The sequence below is a fragment of the Paraburkholderia solisilvae genome, from assembly GCF_902859875.1.
In the GTDB taxonomy this organism is placed as follows: domain Bacteria; phylum Pseudomonadota; class Gammaproteobacteria; order Burkholderiales; family Burkholderiaceae; genus Paraburkholderia; species Paraburkholderia solisilvae.
Map to the genome: position 1 here is coordinate 1 of NZ_CADIKF010000055.1, position 25,318 is coordinate 25,318.

Consider the following 25,318-nt stretch of genomic DNA (forward strand, 5'->3'; position numbering starts at 1 on the left):
CGCCGCCGCGGTCGCCGCACTCGCAAGCGTGCCGCAAGCCGCCCCCGCAGCCGGCGGCGGCGCGCAAAGCGCGGATGCGTCGCAGGCCGGCAAGGCGCTGTATCAGCAGGTTTGCCAGGCCTGCCATGCCGCCGGCGTGCTGAACGCGCCGAAGTTCGGCGACAAGGAAGCCTGGGCGCCGCGCCTCAAAGACCCAATCGACACCGTCTACAACTACGCGTTGCACGGCAAAGGCGCGATGCCGCCGAAGGGCGGTTCGAACGCGTCCGACGCCGATGTCAAAGCGGCCGTCGACTACATGGTCAGCGCCGTCAAATAAGCCACAAAGCGCGAGAGCCGCAAAACGAACGCGCCAAACGCGAAAGCGCAAAACAAAAATCCCTGTGAAGGCCACTAAAAGCCTCACAGGGATTTTTCGTTGAAGTGAAGCGCAAGGGTAAAGGTAAAGCACGAAGCGAAAAGCGCAACGCAGGACAAGCCCAACAACCCTCTTCACCCCTTCTGCAACAACGCCTTCAAACTCGCCAGCCTGTCCTTCGGCGACATCGGCGCTTCATCCTCAGTCGGTGGTGGCGCTTCATCCAGCCCCATCTCCGGAATAAACCGCGACGCCTCGCACACAATCGTTTCCCGCGCCCGCTTGCGCTTCTTGCACCAGTTCAAATGCAAACTGCGTTGCGCGCGCGTAATCGCGACATACATCAGCCGCCGCTCCTCCTCGATGCGCGCATCGTCGACCGGGCCATCGTCGTCGGCGCCGCCGCGGTGCGGCATGATTCCTTCTTCGACGCCCACCAGAAACACATGCGGATACTCGAGCCCCTTCGACGCATGCACCGTCGACAGCCGCACCGCGTCCGGGTCTTCATCCTTGCCCTCGAGCATCGACATCAGCGCAACCGTCTGGATCAGCCCGAGCAGGTTCTTGCCGGTGTCCGCGAGACCGTCCGCGTTGTCGAAGCCGGTCGCCTCGCCGTCGTCGGTAATCTCAGGCTCCGGCTTCGTGCCCTTGCGCTTCAACCACTCGAGAAACTCCAGCACGTTCTGCCATTTCGTCTGCGCCTGCCGTTCGTCGAATGCGTCGTACAGGTACGCCTCGTAATGGATCGCGTCCATCATGTCGTCCAGCACGGTGCTCGCCGGATCTTTATCCGCGCGCTCGGTCAGTCGCTGGATAAAATCGCAGAACATGCGCAACGGCTCGACCTGCCGCTCGGACAGCCGCGCTTCGATGCCGCCCATATACACCGCTTCGAACAGCGATACCTTCGCTTGCCCCGCGAACGCGCCAAGCGCCTCGAGCGTGGTATTGCCGACGCCGCGCCGCGGCGTGGTGATCGCGCGAATAAATGCGGGATCGTCATCGGCGTTCGCGATCAGCCGCAAGTAAGCGCAAAGATCCTTGATCTCCGCGCGATCAAAGAACGATTGCCCGCCCGACAGCACATATGGAATTCGCTCGCGCCGCAGCACCTGCTCGAAAATGCGCGCCTGAAAATTGCCGCGATACAGAATCGCGTAATCGCGAAACTGCGTGCGCCGCTCGAACTTGTGCGCGGACAGCCGGAACACAACCGACTCGGCCTCGTGCTCCTCGTCGTTGCACGGCGTGACGGTGATCGAATCGCCCATCCCGTGCTCGGACCACAGCTTCTTCTCGAACAGCTTCGGGTTATTCGCGATCACATTGTTCGCGGCGGTCAGAATGCGCACCGTCGACCGGTAGTTCTGTTCGAGCTTGATCAGATGCAGCTTCGGGAAATCCTTGCCGAGCTGCGCGAGATTTTCGAGCGTCGCGCCGCGCCAGCCGTAGATTGCCTGGTCATCATCGCCGACCGCGGTAAATGCGGCGCGCGGTCCGGCAAGCAGTTTCAGCAACGCGTACTGGCACGCGTTGGTGTCCTGGTACTCGTCGATCAGCAGATAGCGCAGCCGGTTCTGCCAGCGGTCGCGCACCGCTTCGTTCTGCGCGAACAGTTCGGCCGGCAGGCGGATCAGGTCGTCGAAATCCACCGCCTGATACGCGTGCAGCGTCGCGACGTAGTTGCGATAGACAATCGCCGCCTGGTGTTCATCTTCGTTCGATGCGATCGCCATTGCTTCGTCGGGCATCACGAGGCCGTTCTTCCACAGCGAGATGATCGACTGCATCTTGCGGATAAAGCCTTTGTCGGTCGACCCGACCTGCTCCTGGATCATGCCGAAGCAGTCGTCCGCATCCATGATCGAGAACTGCGGCTTGAGCCCGACGTGCTCCGCTTCCTGACGCAGAATCTGCACGCCCAGCGAGTGGAACGTGCACACGGTCAGCTGATTGACCGGCACCTTGCGTCCTTCCTTGCCGGGCGTGGTGAGCGTCTTGCCTTCGAGCAGTTTGCCGACGCGCTCGCGCATTTCCGCGGCGGCCTTGTTGGTGAACGTGACGGCTGCGATATGGCGCGGCTCGAAGCCTTTCGCTTCGATCAGATGCGCAATTTTCTGCGTAATGACGCGCGTCTTGCCGCTGCCCGCGCCGGCAAGCACGAGACAGGGACCGTCGAGATAGCGCACCGCTTCGCTTTGCGCGGAGTTAAGGCCTGCGGACATCGTCAGTGGGTTCGGCAATGAAGGGCGGGCGGCGGCGCTGAGCCCGGCCCGCGATACGTGCTAAAGCGAGCGGCGGGTTGGGATGGCGCGCGAAACGCGCAGCGCATCGTCGGTGCGGGTGTCTTTACCTGCGTTGCCGCCCGCAAGGGACCCGCGATGTTAACACGGATGACCGTGACAGAACGGTGACGGATGCATCGGGCGATAAGGGCCGTCGCGCGCGAGGAAAGGCGTGTCGAATCACGATCGCCCCCACGCCATCTAACGCAGCACGTCCGCCCGTTTCACTCCACTCGCGTCGCGCGCAGCCCCATCTTCATCGACACGCCGCCGCGCCATAAACCAGTAAAACAGCGCGGCGCATCCCGCAATCACACCGCCGATAATGAACGCGAGCGAATACGACCCGGTGCGATCGACGATAAACCCGGCCACCACCGGCGAAAACGCGCCGCCGAAATAACCGCCGAAGTTCTGCACCGAACTCACCGACGCGACCAGCGACGGCGGCGCGATATCCGCCGCGAGCGCCCATGCATTGCCGATCGTCGCCGAGATGAATGCGAGACCGAGCGTCATCAGGGTGATGGTCGCGCCGATCGACTGCACGAACGGCAGCGCAATCGCGCACAGCGCGGCGGCAACCGAGCAGAAAGCAATCACCATCCGCTTCGCGACCATCGATGTCGCGATGCCGCGATCGACCATCGCGCGGACCATCCACCCGGCGGCAATCTCGCCGACCGCGCCGCCGATCCACGGAATACTCGCGTACACGCCGAGCTGCGTGAGCGAAATATGGAAGCGATCGATCAGATAGAGCGGCAGAAACACGAGGAACAGATTCCACAGCCAGATCGCGCAGAAATAACCGAAGACCATTCCCCACACGCTGCGATGCGTAAAGAGTTCGCGCCATTTGATCGTAGATGTCGCAAGCGAACGCTCGTGGCCGCCGCCGCCCGCTTCGATATACGCGAACTCTTCGCGCGAGAGCCGCTTGCTCTCATTCGGGTTGCGATACAGCAGCAGAAACAGCACCGCGAACACGATGCCGATCGCACCCGTCACGTGGAACAGCGAGCGCCAGCCGAACGCGATCATCAGCGACACGAGCAACGCGGGCGCGATCGCCGGTCCCCATTTCGATGACGAATCCCAGATACCGGTGGCGAAGCCGCGCTCCTTGCCGGGAAACCACGCGGCGGTGATCTTCGCGCCAGTCGGCCAGCACGGCGCCTCGCCCATCGCGAGCAGCATGCGCATCGCGAGCAGCGCGCCGATCGAGCCGACCACGCCGGTCAGCCACGTCGCGACGCTCCACCAGATCATGCCGATCGCGTAGGCCTTCTTTGCGCCGAAGCGGTCGATGATCCAGCCTGCGGGCAGTTGCATCACCGCATAGGTCCACGAGAACACGGTGCCGAGCAGGCCGATCTGCGTGCGCGTGAGCCCGAGTTCGTGAATCATGCCGGGCGCGGCAATCGCCAGATTCGCGCGGTCCAGATAGTTGATCACGCCGCCAATCAGCAGCCAGACCAGCACGGTCCAGCGGAAATGCATGCGCGTCGTGGCGGCAGCTGCGCCATTCGCGATGGCCTTGTTGTCCATCCGTGTCTCCTCCCTCGTCGATTTGTTCGGGGATCTGCGTTTGTTCCGATGATAGCGGCGAGCAACGATCGCTGCTCGGGCGTGCGAATTTTTTCCGGATGCCGATCTCACGATTTGCGCTTGCACCCATGCCACAATCGAGGCGTTGCGTGCAGCCATCGCCGCGCGCCGTTTTGCAGGAGCAAAGAGCAGGCATGAGCGCACCGCTGAACATTGGACTAATGGGCTACGGCTTTGCCGGCGCGACGTTTCATGCGCCGGTCATCGCGCATTGCGGCCGCGCGGCCGTGGCCGCGATCACAACGGGCCAGCCCGATAAGGCGCGCGCGGACTATCCGCAAGCCGCAATCGTGGCCGACCTCGATGCGCTGCTCGCGCGTGCCGACGTCGAATGCGTGGTGATTGCAACGCCGAACGACACGCACTTCGAACTCGCAAAGCGCACGCTCGAAGCGGGCAAGCATGTAGTGGTCGACAAGCCGGTCACATTGCGTGCTACCGATGCGCGCACGCTCGCCGACCTCGCGCAGCGCCGCAAGCTTGTGTTCGCGCCATTTCACAACCGCCGCTGGGACGGCGATTTCATGACCGTGCGCGCATTGCTCGAAAGCGGCGAGCTCGGCCGCGTCACGCAGTTCGAATCGCACTTCGACCGCTTTCGGCCGGGTATCCGTCAACGCTGGCGCGAGGATGCGACGCGCGGCGGCGGTCTGCTGTTCGATCTCGGGCCGCATCTGATCGACCAGTCGCTGGCGTTGTTCGGCACGCCAGAGACTGTCTACGCAACGGTGAAAGCGCATCGCGACCACGCGAGCGCGCCGGACTATGTGCATCTGCAGCTGGGCTATGCGGCGCATGAAGTCGTGCTGCACGCGAGCGCATTGACCGCGATTGCCGCACCGCGCTTCACGATTCACGGCACGCGCGGCAGCTATGTGAAATACGGTCTCGACACACAGGAAGACCAGTTGAAAGCGGGCTTGCGTCCCGGCAATGCCGGTTTCGGCGGCAGTAACGAAACGGGAACGCTGCGGGTGCTCGAAGGTGAACAGGAGGCCGAGCGTGAATGGCCGACACGCGATGGCGCTTATGTCGATTTCTATCGCGCATTGGCGGCATCGATCAAGGACGGCGCGCCGTTCCCGGTGAGCGCGCAAGATGCAGTCGATGTGATGACGGTGATCGAACTCGCCGACCGCAGCGAACGGGAAGGCGTGCGGCTACCGTTCAAACGCGCTAGCTGACAATCCGGTTTCGCTTCGCCGCCAACGCGCCTTCGAAAAGGGCAGGTGCGCGCCACGCGCGCTCCACCTCTTCGAACCCGCCGCGCACAACCCGTTACATAAACGTGCGGTGATGTGTCATCGCGCGTGTCGGATCGACCGTTGCTATCCGTTATCGAATAGAACGAACAACCCTCGATAAGGAGAGCCTTTCATGCAACGTATCGTTCGTGCGCTCGGCTGCTGTGTGCTGGTTTCGTCGCTGGCGGCCTGTGTGGTCGAATCGCCGCAGGCCGTCGCGCCCCCCGCGGCTCCGAACCCGCATGAAATTGCGGTACATCGCTACGCACAGGTCGAAGGCCGGCTCGACGACATGAGCCGTCATATCGACGAGCGCGTGAACCGCGGCTACTATCCGCCGCGCGAAGGCGACGCGCTGCATCACCGTCTCGATGCGATCCGTCAGCAGGCGAATCAGATGGCCGCACAGCGCGGCGGCGGCTTGTCCGGCGACGAACAGCGCACGCTGAACGACGAGCTGGATACGGAGTCGATCGCGATCAATCGCTGATTTCGCTGCGCCGCACACTGAAGCATCGCGGAGCCTCGCCAGGCCCCGCGATTTTTGACCCGCGCCGCACCGCGACACCCGCCTGGCGCTTGCCTGCCCGGGCGTCGCAACCTGCAATTGACAAGCCTCAGACCGTCGCGTACATTCGCCGCACGCGTCGGGAGAGCGCGCTGGCTTCGTTGCAATGCACCTAAGCATCAAGGGCATTGAGCAACACAACGCCGCGCCGCCGAAGGGGCACACCCGCAAACTCTCAGGCAAAAGGACCGACCGCGTCGAGAAACCCACCCAGCCATCGGGCACCGGTTTTTCGAACTCTGGAGAGCGGCAGTAGCGTGCAGCGCACGCAGGCTGCCCACCGAAGGGGCGCGCGCTGACCGTGGCAACACCGGCGCAATCTCTCAGGTATCGAGGACAGAGGGGTCATGTGAGCATCACTCGTCAGCCGCTTTGGTTCATTGGGCTGCGAGTCCGCATCGCATGGCTTCCGAATCCGTCGAACACCCTGAGCAGGCCGAGGCCCCGATGACCGAACTCAAACGCACTCCGCTCAACGCCACGCATCGTGCGCTCAATGCGCGCATGGTCGACTTCGGCGGCTGGGATATGCCTGTCAACTACGGCTCGCAGATCGAAGAGCACCGCGCGGTGCGCACCGACGCGGGCATGTTCGACGTGTCGCATATGTGCGCCGTCGATTTCCACGGCCAGCGCATTCGCGCTTTCCTCGAACACGCGCTCGCGAACAACGTCGGCAAGCTGAAGACGCCGGGCAAGGCGCTTTACTCGTGTCTGCTGAATCCGCAGGGCGGCGTGATCGACGATCTGATCGTCTATTACTTCGACGAAGAGGCGTTCCGTATTGTCGTGAACGCGGCGACCGCGGATAAAGACATCGCGTGGTTCAAGAAGCTCAACGAGGAAGGCGGCTTCGGCGTGACCGTTACGCCGCGCCGCGATCTCGCGATTGTCGCGGTGCAAGGCCCGCAGGCCCGCGAAAAAGTCTGGCAGACCGTGCCGGCCGCGCGCGCCGCGACCGAAGCGCTGAAGCCGTTCAACGCCGCGTACGTTGCCGGCACGCCGTTCGGCGATCTGACCGTTGCGCGCACCGGCTATACCGGCGAAGACGGCTTCGAGATCATCGCGCTGGCCGCGCATGCCGACGCGCTGTGGAAAGCGTTGCAGGCACAGGGCGTACGCCCGGCCGGTCTTGGCGCGCGCGATACGCTGCGCCTCGAAGCCGGCATGAACCTGTACGGCCAGGATATGGACGACGCGGTGTCGCCGCTCGACGCCGGCCTCGCGTGGACCGTCGACCTCGCCGCGCCGCGCGACTTCGTCGGCCGCGCCGCGCTCGAAGCGAAGGGCGCGCAGCAGGCGTTCGTCGGCCTGATTCTGCAGAAGGAAAACGGCAAGGCCGCGGGCGTGCTGCGTGCGCATCAGAAAGTCGATACGCCGCACGGCGCGGGCGAGATCACAAGCGGCACATTCTCCCCGACGATGCAGGAATCGATTGCCTTCGCGCGCGTCCCAACAGGCGTGCAACCCGGTGATGTCGTGCATGTGCACATCCGTGACAAAGCATTTCCCGCAAGCGTGGTAAAACTGCCGTTCGTACGCAACGGCAAAGTGCTTGTCGGTTGAGCCCTGGTCCGGTGATCGAAGAGTTATGGAGCGCGTCGCGTGCGTCCACCCTTTCTTACCATTCGCAGCATATTGCGCATTCAACCGCGCGTTCAACCGCATAGGAGCATCCGATGAGCATCCCGGCCGATCTGAAATACACCGAATCGCACGAATGGGTCCGCACTGAAGCGGACGGCACGCTGACAATCGGCATCACCGACCACGCGCAGGAAGCGCTCGGCGACATCGTCTTCTTCGAAGTGCAGCAACTCGGCAAGACGGTTTCGGCCGGCGACACGGTCGCCGTCATCGAATCGGTCAAGGCCGCTTCCGATATCTACGCGCCGGTTTCGGGCGAGATCATCGAAATGAACCAGAGCGTGGTCGATGCGCCGGATTCGGTGAACAGCGCGCCGTATGAAAACTGGCTCTTCAAGATCAAGCCGACCGCCGGCGCGGGGCAAGACCGGCTGATCGACGCCGCCGCTTACGGCAAATCGATCGGCGAGTAACTTTTAACAACCGGCGCGGCTGCCGGAAAAAATAACGCACGAGGTACGCAACCCGGCATGCCGCGCCAGCAGGAACCATCAATGAAGCTCGAACACCCGGACCGTCTGATGAACCGCACCCCTCTCTCGCTCGCCGCGCTCGAAGTGCATGATGCCTTCGCCGAACGGCATATCGGCCCCGATGCCGCCGATCAGCAGGCGATGCTCGAAGCGCTTGGCTTCGCATCGCGCGCCGCGTTAATCGATGCGGTGATTCCGAAGGCGATCCGCCGGGCCGACGACTTGCCGCTCGGCCCGTTCGCGGAACCGAAAAGCGAAGCGGAGGCGCTCGCCGCATTGCGCGAGCTCGCGGACAAGAACCAGGTGTTCCGCTCGTATATCGGGCAGGGCTACTACAACGCGCACACGCCGGCCGTCATCCTGCGCAATGTGCTCGAAAACCCGGCGTGGTACACCGCGTACACGCCGTATCAGCCGGAAATCTCGCAAGGCCGTCTCGAAGCGCTGCTGAACTACCAGCAGATGATTGTCGACCTGACCGGCCTCGATATGTCGAACGCGTCGCTGCTCGACGAAGCGACCGCCGCGGCCGAAGCGATGACGCTATTGCAGCGCGTCGGCAAATCGCAGTCGAATGTGTTCTATGTGGCCGATGACGTGCTGCCGCAAACCATCGAAGTGGTGAAAACGCGTGCGAAGCCGGTCGGCATCGAGGTGAAGGTCGGTCCCGCGGCGGACGCCGCAAAGGCGAATGCATTCGGTGTGCTGCTGCAGTATCCGGGCGCGAACGGCGACGTGCGCGATTACCGCGCGCTCGCCGACGCGGTGCACGCGGCCGGCGGCCATGTGATCGCCACCGCCGATCTGCTCGCCTTGACCGTGCTGACGCCGCCCGCCGAATGGGGCGCGGACGTGGCAGTCGGCAACTCGCAGCGCTTCGGCGTGCCGGTCGGCTTCGGCGGCCCGCATGCCGCGTATCTCGCGGTGCGCGACGAATTCAAGCGGCAGATGCCGGGGCGTCTGGTCGGCGTGACCGTCGATGCGCAAGGCAATCCGGCGCTGCGTCTCGCGCTGCAAACGCGCGAGCAACATATCCGCCGTGAAAAGGCGACGTCGAATGTGTGTACCGCGCAGGCGCTGCTGGCGATTATGGCCAGCATGTATGCGGTCTATCACGGCCCGCGAGGCCTGAAAGCGATCGCGCTGCGCGTGAACCGGATGGCCGCGCTGCTCGCGGCCGGCGCGAAACAGCTCGGCTATACGCTCGTCAACGATACGTTCTTCGATACGCTGACGTTCGAAACCGGCGCGCGCACGCAGGCGCTGCACGATGCGGCAACGGCGAAGCGCATCAACTTGCGGCATGTGAGCGACACGCGCGTCGGCGTCTCGCTCGACGAAACGACGAGCCGCGCGGACCTCGCCGATCTGCTCGCCGCATTCGCGCAAGCGGCCTTCGTCAACGATGTGCCGGCCGTCGATACGCTCGACGCGCAACTGGGCGCCGCAAACACGTTCCCGGCGTCGCTCGAACGCACGAGCACGTACCTCACGCACCACGTATTCAACCGCCATCATTCGGAAACGGAAATGCTGCGCTATTTGCGCAGCCTGTCCGACAAGGACCTCGCACTCGACCGCTCGATGATCCCGCTCGGCTCGTGCACGATGAAGCTCAATGCGACGTCGGAGATGCTGCCGGTCACGTGGCCCGAATTCGGCCAGATTCACCCGTTCGCGCCGGCCGAGCAGACGGTCGGCTACCGCGAAATGATCGATCAGCTCGAGCAGATGCTGGTCGCCGCGACCGGTTATGCGGCGGTTTCGCTGCAGCCGAACGCGGGTTCGCAGGGCGAATACGCGGGCTTGCTGATTATTCACGCGTACCACGCGTCGCGCGGTGAAGGTCATCGCAACGTGTGTCTGATTCCGGCGTCCGCGCATGGCACGAACCCGGCGTCCGCGCAGATGGCGGGCATGCAGGTCGTGGTGGTCGCGTGCGATACGCAAGGCAACGTCGATATCGAAGACCTGAAGAAAAAGGCCGCGCAGCACGCGGAAAAGCTCGCGGCGATCATGATCACGTACCCGTCGACGCACGGCGTGTTCGAGCAGAACGTACGCGACATCTGCGAGATCGTGCATGCGCACGGCGGCCAGGTGTATGTGGACGGCGCGAACATGAATGCGATGGTCGGTCTGTCCGCGCCGGGTCAGTTCGGCGGCGATGTCTCGCATCTGAACCTGCACAAGACGTTCTGCATTCCGCACGGAGGCGGCGGCCCGGGCGTCGGCCCGGTCGCGGTCGGCGCGCACCTCGCGCAGTTCCTGCCGAACCAGACGTCGACTGGCTATGAGCGCGACCCGCATGGCATCGGCGCAGTGTGCGCCGCGCCGTACGGCTCCGCGTCGATCCTGCCGATTTCGTGGATGTATATCGCGATGATGGGCGCGAAGAACCTCACCGCTGCGAGCGAAACCGCGATTCTGAACGCGAACTATGTGGCGAAGAAGCTCGCGCCGCACTACCCGGTGCTATACGCGGGTCCGGGCGGACTGGTCGCGCACGAGTGCATTCTCGATGTGCGGCCGATCAAGGACGCAAGCGGCATTTCGGTCGACGACGTCGCGAAGCGCCTGATGGACTACGGCTTCCACGCGCCGACGATGAGCTTCCCGGTGCCGGGCACGCTGATGGTCGAGCCGACCGAGTCGGAGTCGAAGGAAGAACTCGACCGCTTTATCGACGCGATGATCGCGATTCGCGACGAGATCCGCGCAGTGGAAGAAGGCCGCGCCGATCGCGAGGACAATCCGCTGAAGCATGCGCCGCATACCGCGGCGGCTGTGGTGGCGGACGACTGGAAGCACGCGTATTCGCGGGAAACGGCGGCGTATCCGCTGCCGTCGCTGGTCGCGAAGAAGTACTGGCCGCCGGTCGGCCGTGCCGATAACGTGTATGGCGACCGCAATCTGTTCTGCTCGTGCGTGCCGATCGCGGACTACGAGTGATGTGTCAGGCAGCGCGCGCTTGTTCGTTATCTAGTGCGCGAGCCTTGCGCCGAGGTTGAGTTCCTCGGCGACTTTCTTCAATCGCTTGTCGCGCGTCCAGAGGGTGATGCCGGGTTGCAGGCGCGCCGACGCCAGCAGCGACGTGTCGACATATCCGATTCCGCGATTGAATAAATTCTCGCGCTCGATCAGATAAAACGTCTCCTCCGGCGTTGCTACGGGCGCGCGCGGCAGATCGAGCAACGCGCCAAGCACGACGTCACGATTACGCAAACTGCCGAGCGAAATCTCACCTATCACATAGGGATGAGCCAGCACACGCTCCTCGCCAAGCAGGCTAACCAGCATGGGATCGGAAGCGTTGATGTGGTCGATCCAGACCGACGTGTCGACGAGAATCATTCGACGTCCTGCCGGCGACGCGGCGCCCCTTTGATACCCGGTTGGCTGCCGCCGAGATTCGCGAGTCGTTTCGCGGCTTCACGCTGGATCAAAGCCTTCAACGCTTCGCGGATGAGCGCCGTCTTCTCGTCCAGGCCCGTATAGGCTTGAGCCTTGGCGAGCAAGTCGTCATCAAGCGTGATGGTCGTGCGCATGGGAACCTCCGTCAGGGTATGCACCGATTATCGCATCATTTGATGCGATAATCGGTGCGTGCTGCGTCTTGCAACCCGCGCGGACATTGGCATTGGAAAAACGAAACCGCCGAATCGCAAACCGATGGATGCAGGGCCGGCGAATTAACCCAAATTTCGCCCGTTGTTCCCCAAAATGCGCGGACAGCCGTCCCCGTAGACTTCACAGTCAGTCTTTCCGCAACGATTTTCGCCCTCCCACGGATACCGATCATGAGCGACTTTCAGCTCGAGGTTCAGCAGCGTGTCGCCGCCAACGGCCGCGACCCTGCGTTGCTCGAGGCCGGCCTGGCCTTCCTGCTCACGAGCGCCGAGCACCGCTACTCCTATAACTTCGCGTGGCTCGGCCGCCCGATCATCCAGTATCCGCAGGACATCGTGGCGATGCAGGAACTGATCTGGAACGTGCGGCCCGATCTGGTCATCGAGATGGGCATTGCGCACGGCGGCTCGCTGATGCTGAGCGCGTCGATGCTCGCGCTGCTCGACTACACCGATGCGATCGAAAGCAGGCAGATGCTCGATCCGTCGAAGCCGAAGCGCCGCGTGCTGGCCGTCGATATCGACATCCGCGCGCACAACCGCGCGGCGATCGAAGCGCATCCGCTCGCGAACCGCATCGACATGATTGAAGGCTCGTCGATCGCGCCGGACGTGATCGCGCAAGTGCACGAGGCTGCGCAAGGCTACAGGAACGTGCTCGTGTGCCTCGATTCGAACCATACGCACGACCACGTGATGGCGGAGCTCGAAGCCTATGCGCCGCTGGTCACGCCCGGCAGCTACTGCGTCGCGTTCGACACGGTGATCGAGGACATGCCGGCGGGCAGCTTTCCGGACCGTCCATGGGACATCGGCAACAACCCGAAAACGGCGGTGCGCGAGTTCGTCAACAAGCATCCCGAGTTCGAGATCGACTTCAGCGTCGACCACAAGCTGCTGATTTCCGTTGCGCCGGAAGGCTACCTGAAACGCGTACGTTGACGCCGGCCGCGATGCCGCGCGCCATCGCGCGCGGCATCGCAGCGGCGCACCGACCCAGGACGAAACAACCAAGATGAAAGTCGTCATTCTCGCCGGCGGACTCGGCTCACGCCTGTCGGAAGAAACTCAAACACGGCCGAAGCCGATGGTGACAGTCGGCGATCGCCCGATCCTGTGGCACATCATGAAGATCTACTCGTCCTACGGGATGAACGACTTCATCATCTGCTGCGGGTACAAGGGCTACGTCATCAAGGAATACTTCGCAAACTACTTTCTGCACTCGTCCGACGTGACGTTCGATCTGTCGTCGAACTCGATGGAAGTGCATCAGCGGTACGCGGAACCGTGGCGCGTCACGCTGCTCGACACCGGCGAGAAAACGATGACCGGCGGCCGCTTGCGGCGCGCGTCGCATCTGCTGAAGGACGAACAGGCGTTCTGCTTCACCTATGGCGATGGCGTCGGCAACGTGAACGTGGGCGCGCTGATCGACTTCCATAAGAGCCACGGCCGTCTCGCGACCGTGACCGGCGTTCAGCCGCCCGGCCGCTACGGCGTGCTGCAGTTCGCGGAAGACGAGCGCGCGGTGATCGGCTTCACGGAAAAACCGCAGGACAGCAACGCGTGGATCAACGGCGGCTTTTTTGTCGCGTCGCCGCGCGTGCTGAACTATATCGACGACGATCTGATGCCGTGGGAAAGCGCGCCGATGGAGCGGCTCGCGTCGGAAGGCGAATTGCAGACGTATCGTCACCAGGGCTTCTGGCAGCCGATGGACACGCTGCGCGACAAACTGCAACTCGACGCGATCTGGGCGAGCGGCAACGCACCGTGGAAGACATGGTGACGCAAGCGTCGGTGTTCTGGGCCGGTCGCCGGGTGTTCGTGACCGGCCATACGGGCTTCAAGGGTAGTTGGCTGTGTCTGTGGCTGCAAAGTCTGGGCGCCGAGGTGACGGGGTTCGCGCTGGACGCGCCGACGCAACCGTCATTGTTTGTCGAAGCCGATGTCGCGCGCGGCATGCACCACATCGTCGGCGATGTGCGCGATCAGGCTGCGCTGCTCGATGCGATGCGTACCGCACACGCCGAGGTGGTGTTTCATCTGGCCGCCCAATCGCTTGTGCGGCCTTCGTATACCGATCCCGCCGGCACTTACGCGACCAATGTGATGGGCACCGTGCACATGCTCGATGCGGTGCGCGCTGTGGAAAGCGTGCGCGCGGTCGTCAATGTGACGACCGACAAGTGCTACGAAAATCTCGAGACCGAACGTGGATACGTGGAGAGCGATCGCCTCGGCGGACGCGACCCATATAGCAATAGCAAAGCGTGTTCGGAGCTGGTGACGTCCGCTTATCGGCAGTCGTTTTTTGCGCAGCCGGCAACGGCCGGCGGCCGCAGCGTCGGCATAGCGACCGCGCGAGCCGGCAACGTGATCGGCGGCGGCGATTGGGCCGTCGACCGGTTGATACCGGACCTGCTGCGCGCGTTCGAGCAAGGCGTACCGGCGCGCGTGCGCCGGCCGCGCTCGGTGCGGCCGTGGCAGCACGTGCTCGAACCGTTGGCCGGTTATCTGCGGCTCGCGGAACGACTGATTGACGACGCGCCGCGCTACTCGAACGCGTGGAATTTCGGACCGGACCCGGACGACATGCGTTCGGTCGATCAGATCGCGACCGCGCTTGCGCGCGCGTACGGCGGTAACGCGGGCTTTATCGTCGACGAAGACGTCGACGCGCCGCACGAAGCCGGTTTGTTGCTGCTCGACGCAAGTCACGCGCAACGCGATCTCGGCTGGCGCACCGGCCTGAAGCTCGACGACGCGTTGCAATGGATCGCGCAATGGCATCGCGCGCGCCGCGACGGCGCACATGCGCGCGAGCTCACGCTGGAGCAGATCGCGCGCTATGAGGCGATTATCGGTGCGAGCGCAACGCGTATGGCGAACTCATCGTCGTTCGCCTGAAAGCCTAAAGTCCAAAGGACAGAGACTGTGAACTGCCGCCACTGTGGTGAACCGCTGACGATACCGTTTGTCGACCTCGGCTTCGCGCCGCCGTCGAACGCGTATCTGACCGACGACGACCTCGGCCGCGCCGAGCGCTACTATCCGCTCAAGCTGTTTGTGTGCGGCCATTGCTGGCTCGTGCAAACGGAAGACTGTGCGGCCCGCGAGACGCTGTTCGACGCGAACTACGCGTATTTCTCGTCGGTGTCGGAGCAGTGGCTCGCGCACGCGCGGCAGTATGCGGCTTCCATCACCGAACAGCTGGGATTGAACCGCGAGTCGTTCGTCATTGAGGTGGCGTCCAACGACGGCTACCTGCTGCGCAACTTCGTGCAAGCCGGCATTCCGTGCCTCGGCATCGAGCCGACCGCGAGCACCGCGGCCAAAGCGGAAGAACTGGGCATTCCGGTGCGGCGCGAGTTTTTCGGCGAGGCGCTGGGCAGCGCATTGGCCGCCGAAGGCAAGCTGGCCGACCTGATTGCCGGCAACAACGTCTATGCGCACGTGCCCGATGTGAACGACTTCACCGCGGGCCTGAAGAAGGTGCTCAAGCCGGGCGGCACGATTACGCTCGAATTTCCGCACCTGGTGCGGCTGCTCGACGAAGTGCAGTTCGACACCGTTTATCACGAGCATTTTTCGTATTTCTCGCTGCACGCGGTCGAGCATATCTTCCGTGCGGCGGGTTTGCGCGTGCGTCACGTCGAGCAACTGACGACGCACGGCGGCAGCCTGCGCGTGTACGGCTGCCACGCGGACGATGCGCGCGCCGACGACGCGTCCGTCGCACGCATTCGCGCGCTGGAGGAAGCGCGCGGTATCACGCGGCGCGAGACGTATGAGGGGTTCCAGACGCGCGTCGACGAAGCGAAGAACGGACTGCTGAAGTTCCTGATCGAGTGCAAGGAGAAGGGGCTGGCGGTGGCCGCTTATGGCGCCGCCGCGAAGGGCAACACGCTGCTCAACTACGCGGGCGTGAAGCCGGACCTGCTGCCGTATGTGTGCGACGCGGCGCCGTCGAAGCAGGGCAAGTACATGCCGGGCAGTCATATTCCGATTGTGTCGCCGGCGCAACTCGCATCGGCGAAGCCCGATGTCGTGCTGATTCTGCCGTGGAATATCGCGGGTGAAGTGGTCGCGCAGCAGTCGCATGCGCTGGGGCGCGACGCGCGTTTCGCTGTCGCGATTCCGGCGATACGCTATTTGTAGAGCGTGGGGTGTAGAGCGTGGCGCGCGAGCGGATCGCGTGCTGCGCGGCGCTCGGCCGCGCAGCACGCGCAAGCCTTAGCGACATCTTCACCTGATGGGAACTGCCCGACGGGTCTCCGGACGCTCAGACTGAGCGCACCGCACCGCACCGCACCGCACCGCACCGCACCGCAGTGCCAGGCCAAAGCCAAACGAACCTCAGCCAAACAGCGCCTTGACCCCCGGCAACGAGCGATCCCGTTCCGACGTCATCGTCACTTCGCGCGGCCATGGAATCGCGAGCGTCGGGTCGTCGAACGCAACGCCGCGCTCCGCGGCGGGGTTGTGAAACGCGGTGTGCAGATAAAGCAGCCGGCTGTCGGCCGCGAGCGTCTGAAACCCGTGCGCGCATCCTTCCGGTATGAACACCGCGCAGCGATTTTCCGCCGACAGTTCCACCGCATGCCACTGCAGAAAGGTCGAGGAATCGCGTCGAAGATCGACGATCACATCCCACACGTGACCCTGCAGGCAGCGCACCCATTTCGCGTCGGCCGCATCGCCATGCTGGAAATGCAGACCCCGAACGGCGCCGGCCATCACCGTATGCGACTCGTTGATCTGCACGATCGGCCGGTCGCCGTGCGCGTCACCGAATTCGTTCGCGCAGAACAGGCGCATAAAACTGCCGCGCGCATCCTGATGCGGCGTGCTCTGCGCGACGAACGCGCCGGGAATGGGCAGGGCGGTGAGCGTTGCGGGCATCGGAGTCGGCGAACGGGCGGCGCGGCGAACTACCGCCCAGGTTGATAAATGGCCTGCTCGGTCTCGGTGACCAGATTGAGGTAGCCGCTTGTCCGCTTCTCCCAGTCCAGACCGTAAGTCGCGATCAGATGGCGCAGCAGCAGGAAGCTGCCCAGACGCTCCGCGCAAAACGCCCATGCCCTCGATTGATAACCATAGCGTCTGAGCGGGAACTGCGCGATGCACGCGCGTACGACGCGCTCGATCGCGCCGATCGTCTGGACCCAGTAGCCGGCCGGGAACACGCCGGCCTCGATGCCGCCGGGCATAAACGCGCTCTGCGCGAAGAACGGCATCACATCGTCGCGGCTCAGCACGCCGAGTTCGACAGCCGCCGCCGTGAAGCGCAGGAAATCTTCCGCGACGTGCGCGTTCTTGTACTGCGTGAAGTAGCCGCCTTCCACGACGCCGAGACGGCCGAGCACGAAATCGCGATCGCCTGGCGCCATCAGGTCGGTCAGCATTTGCACGTCGATCGCTTCCCGCGCGACCGTGTCCATGACCGGGTAGTTCGAGGCGGGCGTGTGGCTGAAACGCCGGTTCGATACAAATTTGCGGTACTGGCAAATGCCGACATGCCGCAACTCGAGTTCATGCTTCACGATGTAGTTCTTCAGCGCAAAGCTGCCCGCCACCGCGCCGAGGATCGGATGATGCGGCTCCCATTCCGGCGCAAGGTCGCGCAGATTGACTTTGCCGGGCCCTTGCGCGGCGCCCATATACAACGTCGAAACAAACGACGGAAATTCGAACTGCAACGGCACGTGCGTGAAACAGACGTACAGCAAGTCGCCGGCTGGGGTGAGGGCGGCTGCGGCGGTTTCGGTGCTGATCGCCGGCGCGCCTGCCACGCTCGCCGGCGCATGCGTTGCAGCAAGCGAGGCCGCAGCCGTGGCCGCATTCGCCGCCGCCGCACGGGCCGGCAATGTGCCGGTACTGTCATTCAGCACCGCATTGCGCAACTGCAGAAAGTTGTTCAGATACTGCCGGTCGAGCGTCTTGCCGTAGCCGGCCTTGCACTCGCGCAACAGCGAGAGCTGGTGGTGATAGGTGCTTTCCGTTGCCGATATCTGCTGCGTCAGCGGCGCCGCGCAGGCGCAAACGTCGACGTCAGGACACAGTTCCAGCACGAGCGAAGCGATCCGCTCAAACAGCATGCGCTTCGCGTCCGCTTCGCCGCCTGCCGTACGCAACGCGTCCAGCTGCTTGCGCAGCGGCGCGTTTTCGTCTTCGATCTGTTGCGACAGCTGGTCGGCAATTGCGAACCACGTCTGCCAGAACGACGGCTTCGCAACGATATGATGGCCATACACCGTTGAACGCGCATCCATCGGCAGCGTGCCGAGATCGAGATCGAGCGGCAGCGACTTGAGCCATACCGATGCGGCGTCGATAAACCCCGGCAGCGTCTGCTCCGCCTGATCGAATACGTTCAGATAGCAGGTTTCGAGCGGCACGCGCGACGAAAACGTGTACGCGTCGTGCCCCGCGTTGTCGCGGATAAACGCTTTGACAGCATCGCCGGTGAGCCCGGTCTTGTGCTGGAAATCCGCCGGAAAAAAGCCGTAGAGGTCCGACTCTTCCAGCGGATGCGTCGCGAAGAACTGCTTGATCGCCGCAAAGTCCTGCAGCACCGGCCGCGCGCCGTCGGCATGGCCCAAACTGCTGAAAGCGGCGTCGGCGCTGTGGGGCGCTTCGCCGCTCGGGAGAATCTGAAAGAGATGGGCGGTCATGAGTGCCTGCGTGATATGCGGCCGGAGTGCGGCTGGATCAGACGTGGAAGTAGCCGGTGCACGAGTCGAACGGCAAGCGCTTCAACTCGACCTTGTTCAGATCCAGCACTTCGCGCAGCGCGCTCGTTTCGCCCGGGAAGTTGCGATACGCGACTTCGTCGAGCACGACAACCGCGCCCTTCGGCATGTACGGCAGGAACGTTTCGAGCGCAACTTTCGTCGATGCGTACAGGTCGGTGTCGAGAATCAGCATTGCGACCACGAGGTCGGGGCGCGTCTTCACGAATTCGGGCACGGTCTTCACAATATCGCCCTTCACCAGCTCGCAACGCGGAATGCGGTTCACCGGACGCACCAGGTCGTTTGCCTCGATCATCGATTCGATCAGCGACATATCGGTGTCCGAGAACATCGACGTGTTGATATCGTTCGGATCGCGTTCGGCATCGATGCCGGTGAAGCCTTCGAAGGTATCGAAGCCGATAATCGAGCGGTTGATCGCATACGGTTCGAGAATCGTCGACAGATGCATATACAGCATCAGCGAATTCGCCTTGTAGACGCCGCATTCGACAATAGCGCCCGGAATGTCGAGCACCTTTTTGAACAGTTCCATGCGTGACAGCGCGGTCGTCACGGTGACCCGGTCCGCGAACAGGAACGGCGCGCTCGCCACATAGCTCGCATCGACGCGCCCCAGCACGTCGGTGCGTTTGGCGAGGAACGCCTGTTCGGCTTCGGTCAGTCGGCGGCGGGTCATGCCTCTACTCCTTGAAACGATTTGAACGTATCGGCGTGCAGATAATCCTTGAAGCCCGCCTGCGGGTCCGCGCAGCCGCTATCGACGTTGATCGCGCCGCGTCCGGCGGCGAGATCGGCGATATGCATCAGTCGGAAGTCGATGCTAAAACGTGTCTGGCCGCTGCGGTTCGGCACCGTGCCATGCAGATGCGAGCCGGAGAAGATCAGCATTTCGCCCGCGTTCGGCGCGATACGCGTCTCGTGAGTCGCATCGATCTCTTCGAGCGGCACCGGGTGCGGACGCGTTTCTTCCTTGACATTGGTGGAGGCAAGCCAGCGCTCCGTGCTGATCCACTCCTTCAACTGCCAATCGGCTGATGAATTCCTGACCGGCGCGTCGAAGTACGCGGCGTTGATCATCATCGTCTGGTCGGGCGTGATCGCGTAGACCGGCATCCATGTGTTGACCTGGCACGCGACACCGCCGTACCACGTATCGCGGTGCGGCTTGTAGGCATAGCTGACGCCGGCGTGCAGATAGTCGTAATGCGGCACGACGCGCAGCCGCGGCACGTCGAACAGGTAATGCGCCGGGTCTTCGCCCAGTTCGACGACAAATTCCCGAATCAGCTCTTTCGTTTCCACGCTGTTCGTAAAGCCGCTCTTCAGCTTCGACACCGTCGAGACGAAAGTCTCGACCGGCATCGTCAGATGGACCTGGCGAGGGTCGGCGTCCGCGCCGAACGCTTCGGCAATCCGCTCCCTCGCGAAGCCACAGAGCTTCTGGGCGGTGCGCAATTGCGTTTCGAGAAAAATCGTCCCCGCGTAAATGTCTTCTTTCAGCGTTGCCCGGTTGCGCGATTGATTTACGTATAGTTTCATCGTCCGTCCCAAACGTCGATTCGCGGCAGACTGGACGCGTCATCGAACGGTCCGCCCGAAAAGACCGGTTTATCTGCACTGGATCACAGTATCGCCGAGACCGCACGCGGCCGAGCCGGCAAATTGACGGCTGATCGGGGCTCAATTTGATCAATAAGACGTTGTGCGCCGATGCTATCAAGTGAACTGGGGGAAAGTGCCGCCGCGGCCGGCGCCCCTTGCAGCAGCCCGCACCGGCGCGCGACAGACGCCGGAACGGCCGGCGCCGCCCGAGCGCGCATCCGCCATCGACAATTGGTAACCATCGTTCGCCCCGTTCGCCCCGAAGACCGGCTAACATCTCACACCAGATCAGCCCGATAGAGGAGTTTTGCATGCTGCGAAAGGTGCGAGCGACGACACAGCGCGCTGCGCGTACACCGCGGTATCACTTTGCCGGATTGCCATTCGCGACGTTACTGGTGGCCTACGGGTCCGGCTTTCTGCAACCTGGGCAGGCGCACGCGGCAATGAACCTTTGCGCGGCGCCGGCGCTGCAATCGAGCGAGCGCACGAATTCGATGCCGGCCGCGAAAGCGCTGCTCGCGAACGTGCAGGCCCATCTGAACGACGCGCCGCGCGCCGTTGCGAAGCTGCATACCGAAGGCACGCTGCCGCACGAAGGCATTTACGATCAGAGCGTGGCGGCGGAGGAAGATCTCGACCTGATGCGCGACGCGGCGCTCGCATGGCGGGCGACCGGCGACGAGCGCTACCTGAAGTACGTCGACCGCGTGCTGTATGCATGGGTGACCACCTATCAGCCGAGCTTCAACCCGATCGACGAAACGCGCTTCGAAGCGCTGATTCTCGCGTACGACATGACCGCGAGCGCGTTGCCGGTGAAGACGCGCAACGCGGCGGTCGCATTTCTGACGAAGTTCGCGAACGGCTATATCGCGCAGATCGACGCGCAACCGCGGCCGCTTACCGGCACGTTTCGCAACAATTGGCAAAGCCATCGCATCAAGCTGATTGCGATGGCCGCGTTCACGCTCGATAACCGCAAGATGATCGAGGCCGCGCAGCGGCTGTATGTCGAACATATCGGCGACAACATCGCGCCGGACGGCTCGACCGTCGATTTCGCCGAACGTGACGCGCTGCATTACGTGACTTACGACCTGCAGCCGCTTGTGACCGCCGCGCTGGCCGCGCGCCGCCACAATCGCAACTGGCTGCCGGAGAAGGCGCAAAACGGCGCGTCGCTGGCCGCGGCGCTCGACTGGCTGACGCCGTATGCGACCGGTGCGAAGACGCATGAAGAATTCGCGCATTCGAGCGTGCCGTTCGACAGCAAGCGCCGCGAGGCCGGTTTGCCGGGCTTCACCGGCAAATGGGACCCGAAGAACGCGGCGGAACTGTTTCATCTGGCCGCGCGGCTCAATGGCCGTTACTTGCCGGTGGCGCTCGGCCTCGCCGCGACGCCGCCCGCATGGCTGGCCGTATGTCTGCCGCTGCCCGCGCGGTAAACTAGCGGAACTTCGCAGGAGGCGTGATGGCAGTCAGCGTGTTCGACCTCTTTAAAATCGGCATTGGTCCGTCCAGTTCGCATACGGTCGGGCCGATGCGTGCCGCGCTGATGTTCGCGCAAGGACTCGAGCGCGACGGCCTGCTCGACGCGACCGCGTCGCTCAAGGTCGAGTTGTACGGCTCGCTCGGCGCGACCGGCAAAGGGCACGGCACCGATCGCGGTGTGATGCTCGGTCTGCTCGGCGATGCGCCGGACACCGTCAACCCCGATACGGTCCAGCAACGCCTCGACCAGATTCGCACGACGCGCACGCTTGCGCTGCTCGGCAAGCATGATGTGCCGTTCGTGCCGAAAGACCACATTGCGTTTTACCGTCAATCGCTTGCCGAGCATCCGAACGGCCTGAAGCTGCATGCGTTCGACGCGGCCGGCGCGCCGTTGCGCGAGGCCACGTATCTGTCGGTCGGCGGCGGGTTTGTCGTGACGGCCGGCGCGCCGAACACGAAGGTGCTGGCCGCGGCCGAACAGCTGCCGCATACGTTTCGCACCGGCAACGAGCTGCTCGAGATCTGCGCGGCGACCGGCATGTCGGTCGCGCAGGTGATGTGGGACAACGAGAAGACGTGGCGGACCGAAGACGAAATTCGCACGGGCTTGCTGAAGATCTGGGACGTGATGCAGTCGTGCGTCGCACGCGGCTGCGGCATCGGCAACCCGGAGGCGGATGGCAATCTGCCGGGGCCGTTTCAGGTGAAGCGCCGCGCGCCGCAACTGTATCGTGCGCTATCGGGCAACCCGGAGCGTGCGCTGCGCGACCCGCTGTCGATGATCGACTGGATCAACCTGTATGCGATCGCGGTGAACGAAGAAAATGCGGCCGGCGCCCGGGTCGTCACCGCGCCGACCAATGGCGCCGCGGGCATCATTCCGGCCGTGCTGCATTACTACACGCGCTTTGTGCCCGGCGCGGACGCGCAGGGCGTGATCGACTTCCTGATGACGGCTGCGGCGATCGGCATTCTGTACAAGCTGAACGCGTCCATTTCGGGCGCCGAAGTGGGCTGCCAGGGCGAAGTCGGCGTCGCGTGCTCGATGGCGGCGGGCGCGCTTGCCGCGGTGACCGGCGGCACCCCGCAGCAAGTCGAGAATGCGGCTGAAATCGGCATGGAACACAATCTCGGCCTTACCTGCGACCCGGTCGGCGGGATGGTGCAGATTCCATGCATCGAACGCAACGCGATGGCGTCCGTAAAGGCCGTCAACGCCGCGCGCATGGCGCTGCGCGGCGACGGCAGCCACTATGTGTCGCTCGATTCGGTCATCAAGACGATGCGCGAAACCGGCGCCGACATGAAGACGAAGTACAAGGAAACCTCGCGCGGCGGGCTTGCCGTGAATATCGTCGAATGCTGAAGCGGTTGGGCCGGCTGAAACCGCTCAAGCCTGCACCCGTTTGAACCGTATACCAGGTAGGTCGTTAGCCGGAGAAAACCGCGTGTCCCGCATTTACTATACGAAGCCGTCGATTACCGAACTCGAAGTGCGCTATGCGACGGACGCCGCCGCGAACGGCTGGGGCGAACAGTGCTACGCCTATATCGACCGCTTCGAACGCGGTTTTGCCGACTATCTCGACGTGCCCTATGCGATCGCGACATCGAGCTGCACCGGGGCGACGCATATGGGGCTGGCCGCGCTCGGCGTCGGGCCCGGCGATGAAGTGATTCTTGCCGATATCAACTGGATCGCGACGGCCGCGCCGATCGTGCATCTCGGCGCGCAGCCGGTGCTGGTCGATATCCTGCCCGATACGTGGTGCCTCGACCCGAAGCGCGTCGAAGCGGCGATCACGCCGCGCACGAAGGCGATTGTCGCGACGCATTTGTACGGGAGCGTCTGCGATATGCCCGCGCTGCTCGAAATCGGCAAGCGGCACGGCGTCGCCGTGATCGAAGACGCGGCGGAAGCGCTCGGCTCGGCGCATGGCGGCCGGCGTGCGGGGGCGATGGGACGGTTCGGCACGTTTTCGTTTCATGGCACCAAGACGCTGACCACCGGCGAAGGCGGCATGTTCGTCACGAGCGACAAGGCGCTGTACGAGCGTGTGCTGACGCTCAGCAATCACGGCCGCGCGCGTGGCGAAACGCGGCAGTTCTGGCCTTCGGAGATCGGCTTCAAGTACAAGATGTCGAACCTGCAGGCCGCGATCGGGTGCGCGCAACTGGAGCGTATCGACGAATTGACCGCGCAGAAGCGCCGTATCTTCGAGATGTATCGTGCGGCGCTCGCGCCGCTTGCTTCGCGTATCGACCTCAATGTCGAACATCCGGGCACGGTCAACGGCTACTGGATGCCGACCGCGGTGTTTCGCGAAGACGTGAAGTTCGATCGGGAAGCGTTGCTGCAGGCGTTCAAGGAAGAGAGCATCGACGGGCGGGTGTTTTTCTGGCCGCTGAGCACGCTGGAGCTTAATGGGTTGCAGCAGGGGGTCGACGCGCCGGTGGCGCATGGGCTGCATCGCCGTGCGGTGAATTTGCCCAGCTATCACGATATGGGGCAAGCGGAAGTGGAACGCGTGGTGGCGGTGATGCTGCGGCTGTACGGCGCTTGAGGAGGCTTCGGCGGTTGGGGCCGCTTGTGGGGCTTCAGGTGCGTGAGGTGCTTCTCAGGGGCTTCAGATGCTCCAGGTGCTTCAGTGCTTGAGGCGAGCGCTTAACGCGCTCGAGAGGCTTGAGGTGCTTCAGCGCTTAACGCGCTCGAGAAGCTTGACGCGCTTCAGCGCTTGACGCACTTGAGACGTCCTGGCCCTTGACCGCGTCGAAGCGCGGCCGACCCACCGCCCGCCGCGCCACTGCGCACCCGCCGCGCCGCGCCGTCAGCCGTTATTCGACGACGCGTTTCACCTTGGCTGGCGCGCCATAAGCCACCGCGCCATCCGGCAAATCACGCGTAACGATCGCACCCGCGCCGACCACGCAGTGGCTGCCGATCTTCACGCGCGGCAGAACCACAGCGCCGGTGCCGATCATGCTGCACGGCCCGACCTCGACTGCTCCGGCCAGCCGTGCGCCGGGCGCGATATGCACGCCGTCGCCGAGACGGCATTCGTGGTCCACACTCGCGGATGTATTGACGATGCAGCTCTTGCCGAGTTCGGCCTCGACACACACCGCTGCGTTCGCGAGAATCTGGCTGCCGTCGCCGATCTTCGCGTTGTGCGCAACGAACGCCGTACGGTGAAGCGCCACAGCGGGAATCAATCCGGCCTGCTCCAGCATACGATGCAGCTCGAGCCGCGCCTTGCCGCGGTCGCCGCCAATTGCCACCAGAAAGTGCAGCGGCGCGCCGCTTTGTCTCGCCGCTCGCCATCCGGTGAAGCCTTCCCATTTACGCAGCAACGGCACATCGACGAACGGCGGCGGCACATCGGGGCTATTGTCGAAGACGGCTTGCAGATCGAAATCGTCGCGCGTCAGTTCGCGCAGCACCTTGGCCTGTCCGGTGGCGCCCCAGAAGATGATGTGCTGTCTCGACATGGTCGAAGGCTCCGCGCGCGAGTGTCGTGAGAGTGGAAAGCGCTCATGGTAACCGGCTTTTACGCCCGCGCCGCCGTGACATCGCCGCCTCGATCGGCGTAAGCTAGCCGGGCGCTTCGCGCTTCACTAGCATTCTGTCTTTCGGCTT

Annotated in this window: 22 protein-coding genes and 2 riboswitches; of the genes, 13 read left to right on the top strand and 9 right to left on the bottom strand. The window is 63.7% G+C overall.

All coding sequences use genetic code 11. From position 1 onward, the window contains the following. Positions 1 to 319, top strand: a 319-nt coding sequence (locus tag HV675_RS26145) for a c-type cytochrome (protein ID WP_175114355.1), incomplete at its 5' end; no start/stop codon positions are given. A gap of 173 nt (positions 320 to 492) precedes the next feature. On the opposite strand, the gene HV675_RS26150 is transcribed toward HV675_RS26145, so the two are convergent. Together HV675_RS26150 and HV675_RS26155 are read right to left on the bottom strand one after the other, a co-directional pair. Then, on the bottom strand, positions 493 to 2,586 hold the full coding sequence (locus HV675_RS26150; RefSeq protein WP_175114356.1) for a UvrD-helicase domain-containing protein: 2,094 nt from the start codon (positions 2,584 to 2,586) through the stop codon (positions 493 to 495). 261 nt (positions 2,587 to 2,847) lie between these two features. Next, positions 2,848 to 4,197, bottom strand: a complete 1,350-nt coding sequence (locus tag HV675_RS26155) for an MFS transporter (RefSeq protein ID WP_175114357.1) — start codon at positions 4,195 to 4,197, stop codon at positions 2,848 to 2,850. A gap of 194 nt (positions 4,198 to 4,391) precedes the next feature. Here HV675_RS26155 and HV675_RS26160 point away from each other — a divergent pair, with 194 nt between their 5' ends. The 5 genes from HV675_RS26160 to gcvP all read left to right on the top strand — a co-directional run bounded on the left by HV675_RS26160 (position 4,392) and on the right by gcvP (position 11,141). Further along, entirely contained in the window at positions 4,392 to 5,441 is a 1,050-nt protein-coding gene (locus tag HV675_RS26160; protein WP_175114358.1) for an oxidoreductase, read from the top strand. A 193-nt stretch (positions 5,442 to 5,634) separates the two neighbouring features. After that, positions 5,635 to 5,991, top strand: coding sequence for a hypothetical protein (locus HV675_RS26165; protein ID WP_175114359.1), 357 nt, complete (start codon positions 5,635 to 5,637; stop codon positions 5,989 to 5,991). A 148-nt stretch (positions 5,992 to 6,139) separates the two neighbouring features. Next, a riboswitch (glycine riboswitch) is annotated at positions 6,140 to 6,270 on the top strand. Positions 6,271 to 6,298: 28 nt separating this feature from the next. Beyond that, a riboswitch (glycine riboswitch) is annotated at positions 6,299 to 6,419 on the top strand. 97 nt (positions 6,420 to 6,516) lie between these two features. Next, positions 6,517 to 7,635, top strand: coding sequence for a glycine cleavage system aminomethyltransferase GcvT (gene gcvT, locus HV675_RS26170; protein ID WP_175114394.1), 1,119 nt, complete (start codon positions 6,517 to 6,519; stop codon positions 7,633 to 7,635). A gap of 113 nt (positions 7,636 to 7,748) precedes the next feature. Continuing rightward, complete coding sequence (gene gcvH / locus HV675_RS26175; RefSeq protein WP_175114360.1) at positions 7,749 to 8,129, top strand: glycine cleavage system protein GcvH; 381 nt, start codon at positions 7,749 to 7,751, stop codon at positions 8,127 to 8,129. Between the two features lie 81 nt (positions 8,130 to 8,210). Then, on the top strand, positions 8,211 to 11,141 hold the full coding sequence (gcvP, locus tag HV675_RS26180; protein ID WP_175114361.1) for an aminomethyl-transferring glycine dehydrogenase: 2,931 nt from the start codon (positions 8,211 to 8,213) through the stop codon (positions 11,139 to 11,141). Positions 11,142 to 11,171: 30 nt separating this feature from the next. Here gcvP and HV675_RS26185 read toward each other — a convergent pair whose 3' ends face one another. Both HV675_RS26185 and HV675_RS26190 read right to left on the bottom strand, forming a co-directional pair. Then, a complete protein-coding gene (locus HV675_RS26185) occupies positions 11,172 to 11,543 on the bottom strand; it encodes a type II toxin-antitoxin system VapC family toxin (RefSeq protein WP_175114362.1) in 372 nt (123 codons plus the stop codon). Next, entirely contained in the window at positions 11,540 to 11,737 is a 198-nt protein-coding gene (locus tag HV675_RS26190; RefSeq protein ID WP_175114363.1) for a type II toxin-antitoxin system VapB family antitoxin, read from the bottom strand. Before HV675_RS26190 ends, HV675_RS26185 begins: the two co-directional genes overlap by 4 nt. A 252-nt stretch (positions 11,738 to 11,989) precedes the next feature. Between HV675_RS26190 and HV675_RS26195 the strand changes: the two genes are divergently transcribed. From HV675_RS26195 to HV675_RS26210, 4 genes are all read left to right on the top strand, one after another. Beyond that, complete coding sequence (locus HV675_RS26195; RefSeq protein ID WP_175114364.1) at positions 11,990 to 12,760, top strand: cephalosporin hydroxylase family protein; 771 nt, start codon at positions 11,990 to 11,992, stop codon at positions 12,758 to 12,760. 73 nt (positions 12,761 to 12,833) lie between these two features. After that, complete coding sequence (rfbF, locus tag HV675_RS26200; protein ID WP_175114365.1) at positions 12,834 to 13,610, top strand: glucose-1-phosphate cytidylyltransferase; 777 nt, start codon at positions 12,834 to 12,836, stop codon at positions 13,608 to 13,610. Then, on the top strand, positions 13,604 to 14,731 hold the full coding sequence (rfbG, locus tag HV675_RS26205; RefSeq protein ID WP_175114366.1) for a CDP-glucose 4,6-dehydratase: 1,128 nt from the start codon (positions 13,604 to 13,606) through the stop codon (positions 14,729 to 14,731). Before rfbF ends, rfbG begins: the two co-directional genes overlap by 7 nt. Positions 14,732 to 14,758: 27 nt before the next feature. Continuing rightward, positions 14,759 to 15,982 carry a class I SAM-dependent methyltransferase gene (locus HV675_RS26210; RefSeq protein WP_175114367.1) on the top strand — a complete coding sequence of 408 codons (1,224 nt, stop codon included), beginning with the start codon at positions 14,759 to 14,761 and terminating at the stop codon, positions 15,980 to 15,982. 198 nt (positions 15,983 to 16,180) lie between these two features. On the opposite strand, the gene HV675_RS26215 is transcribed toward HV675_RS26210, so the two are convergent. Genes HV675_RS26215 through HV675_RS26230 form a run of 4 tightly spaced genes read right to left on the bottom strand, consistent with a single transcriptional unit; the run spans position 16,181 to position 20,121 of the window. Continuing rightward, positions 16,181 to 16,726: a dTDP-4-dehydrorhamnose 3,5-epimerase family protein gene (locus HV675_RS26215; RefSeq protein WP_175114368.1), complete on the bottom strand. Its 546-nt coding sequence runs from the start codon at positions 16,724 to 16,726 to the stop codon at positions 16,181 to 16,183. Between the two features lie 29 nt (positions 16,727 to 16,755). After that, entirely contained in the window at positions 16,756 to 18,498 is a 1,743-nt protein-coding gene (locus HV675_RS26220; protein ID WP_175114369.1) for a hypothetical protein, read from the bottom strand. Between the two features lie 37 nt (positions 18,499 to 18,535). After that, on the bottom strand, positions 18,536 to 19,258 hold the full coding sequence (locus HV675_RS26225; RefSeq protein WP_175114370.1) for a TylF/MycF/NovP-related O-methyltransferase: 723 nt from the start codon (positions 19,256 to 19,258) through the stop codon (positions 18,536 to 18,538). After that, the gene (locus HV675_RS26230) at positions 19,255 to 20,121 is read right to left on the bottom strand and encodes a phytanoyl-CoA dioxygenase family protein (RefSeq protein WP_175114371.1); all 867 of its coding nucleotides are present in this window, start codon (positions 20,119 to 20,121) and stop codon (positions 19,255 to 19,257) included. The genes HV675_RS26225 and HV675_RS26230 overlap by 4 nt, the downstream gene beginning before the upstream one ends. Positions 20,122 to 20,495: 374 nt before the next feature. Here HV675_RS26230 and HV675_RS26235 point away from each other — a divergent pair, with 374 nt between their 5' ends. The 3 genes from HV675_RS26235 to HV675_RS26245 all read left to right on the top strand — a co-directional run bounded on the left by HV675_RS26235 (position 20,496) and on the right by HV675_RS26245 (position 24,245). After that, on the top strand, positions 20,496 to 21,632 hold the full coding sequence (locus HV675_RS26235; RefSeq protein ID WP_175114372.1) for an alginate lyase family protein: 1,137 nt from the start codon (positions 20,496 to 20,498) through the stop codon (positions 21,630 to 21,632). A gap of 26 nt (positions 21,633 to 21,658) precedes the next feature. Further along, positions 21,659 to 23,047 (top strand): L-serine ammonia-lyase, encoded by a 1,389-nt coding sequence (locus HV675_RS26240; RefSeq protein WP_175114373.1) that lies wholly within the window; start codon positions 21,659 to 21,661, stop codon positions 23,045 to 23,047. 82 nt (positions 23,048 to 23,129) lie between these two features. Continuing rightward, positions 23,130 to 24,245, top strand: coding sequence for a DegT/DnrJ/EryC1/StrS family aminotransferase (locus tag HV675_RS26245; protein ID WP_175114374.1), 1,116 nt, complete (start codon positions 23,130 to 23,132; stop codon positions 24,243 to 24,245). A 271-nt stretch (positions 24,246 to 24,516) separates the two neighbouring features. Here HV675_RS26245 and HV675_RS26250 read toward each other — a convergent pair whose 3' ends face one another. Continuing rightward, entirely contained in the window at positions 24,517 to 25,170 is a 654-nt protein-coding gene (locus HV675_RS26250; protein WP_175114375.1) for an acetyltransferase, read from the bottom strand. Positions 25,171 to 25,318 lie beyond the last annotated feature (148 nt).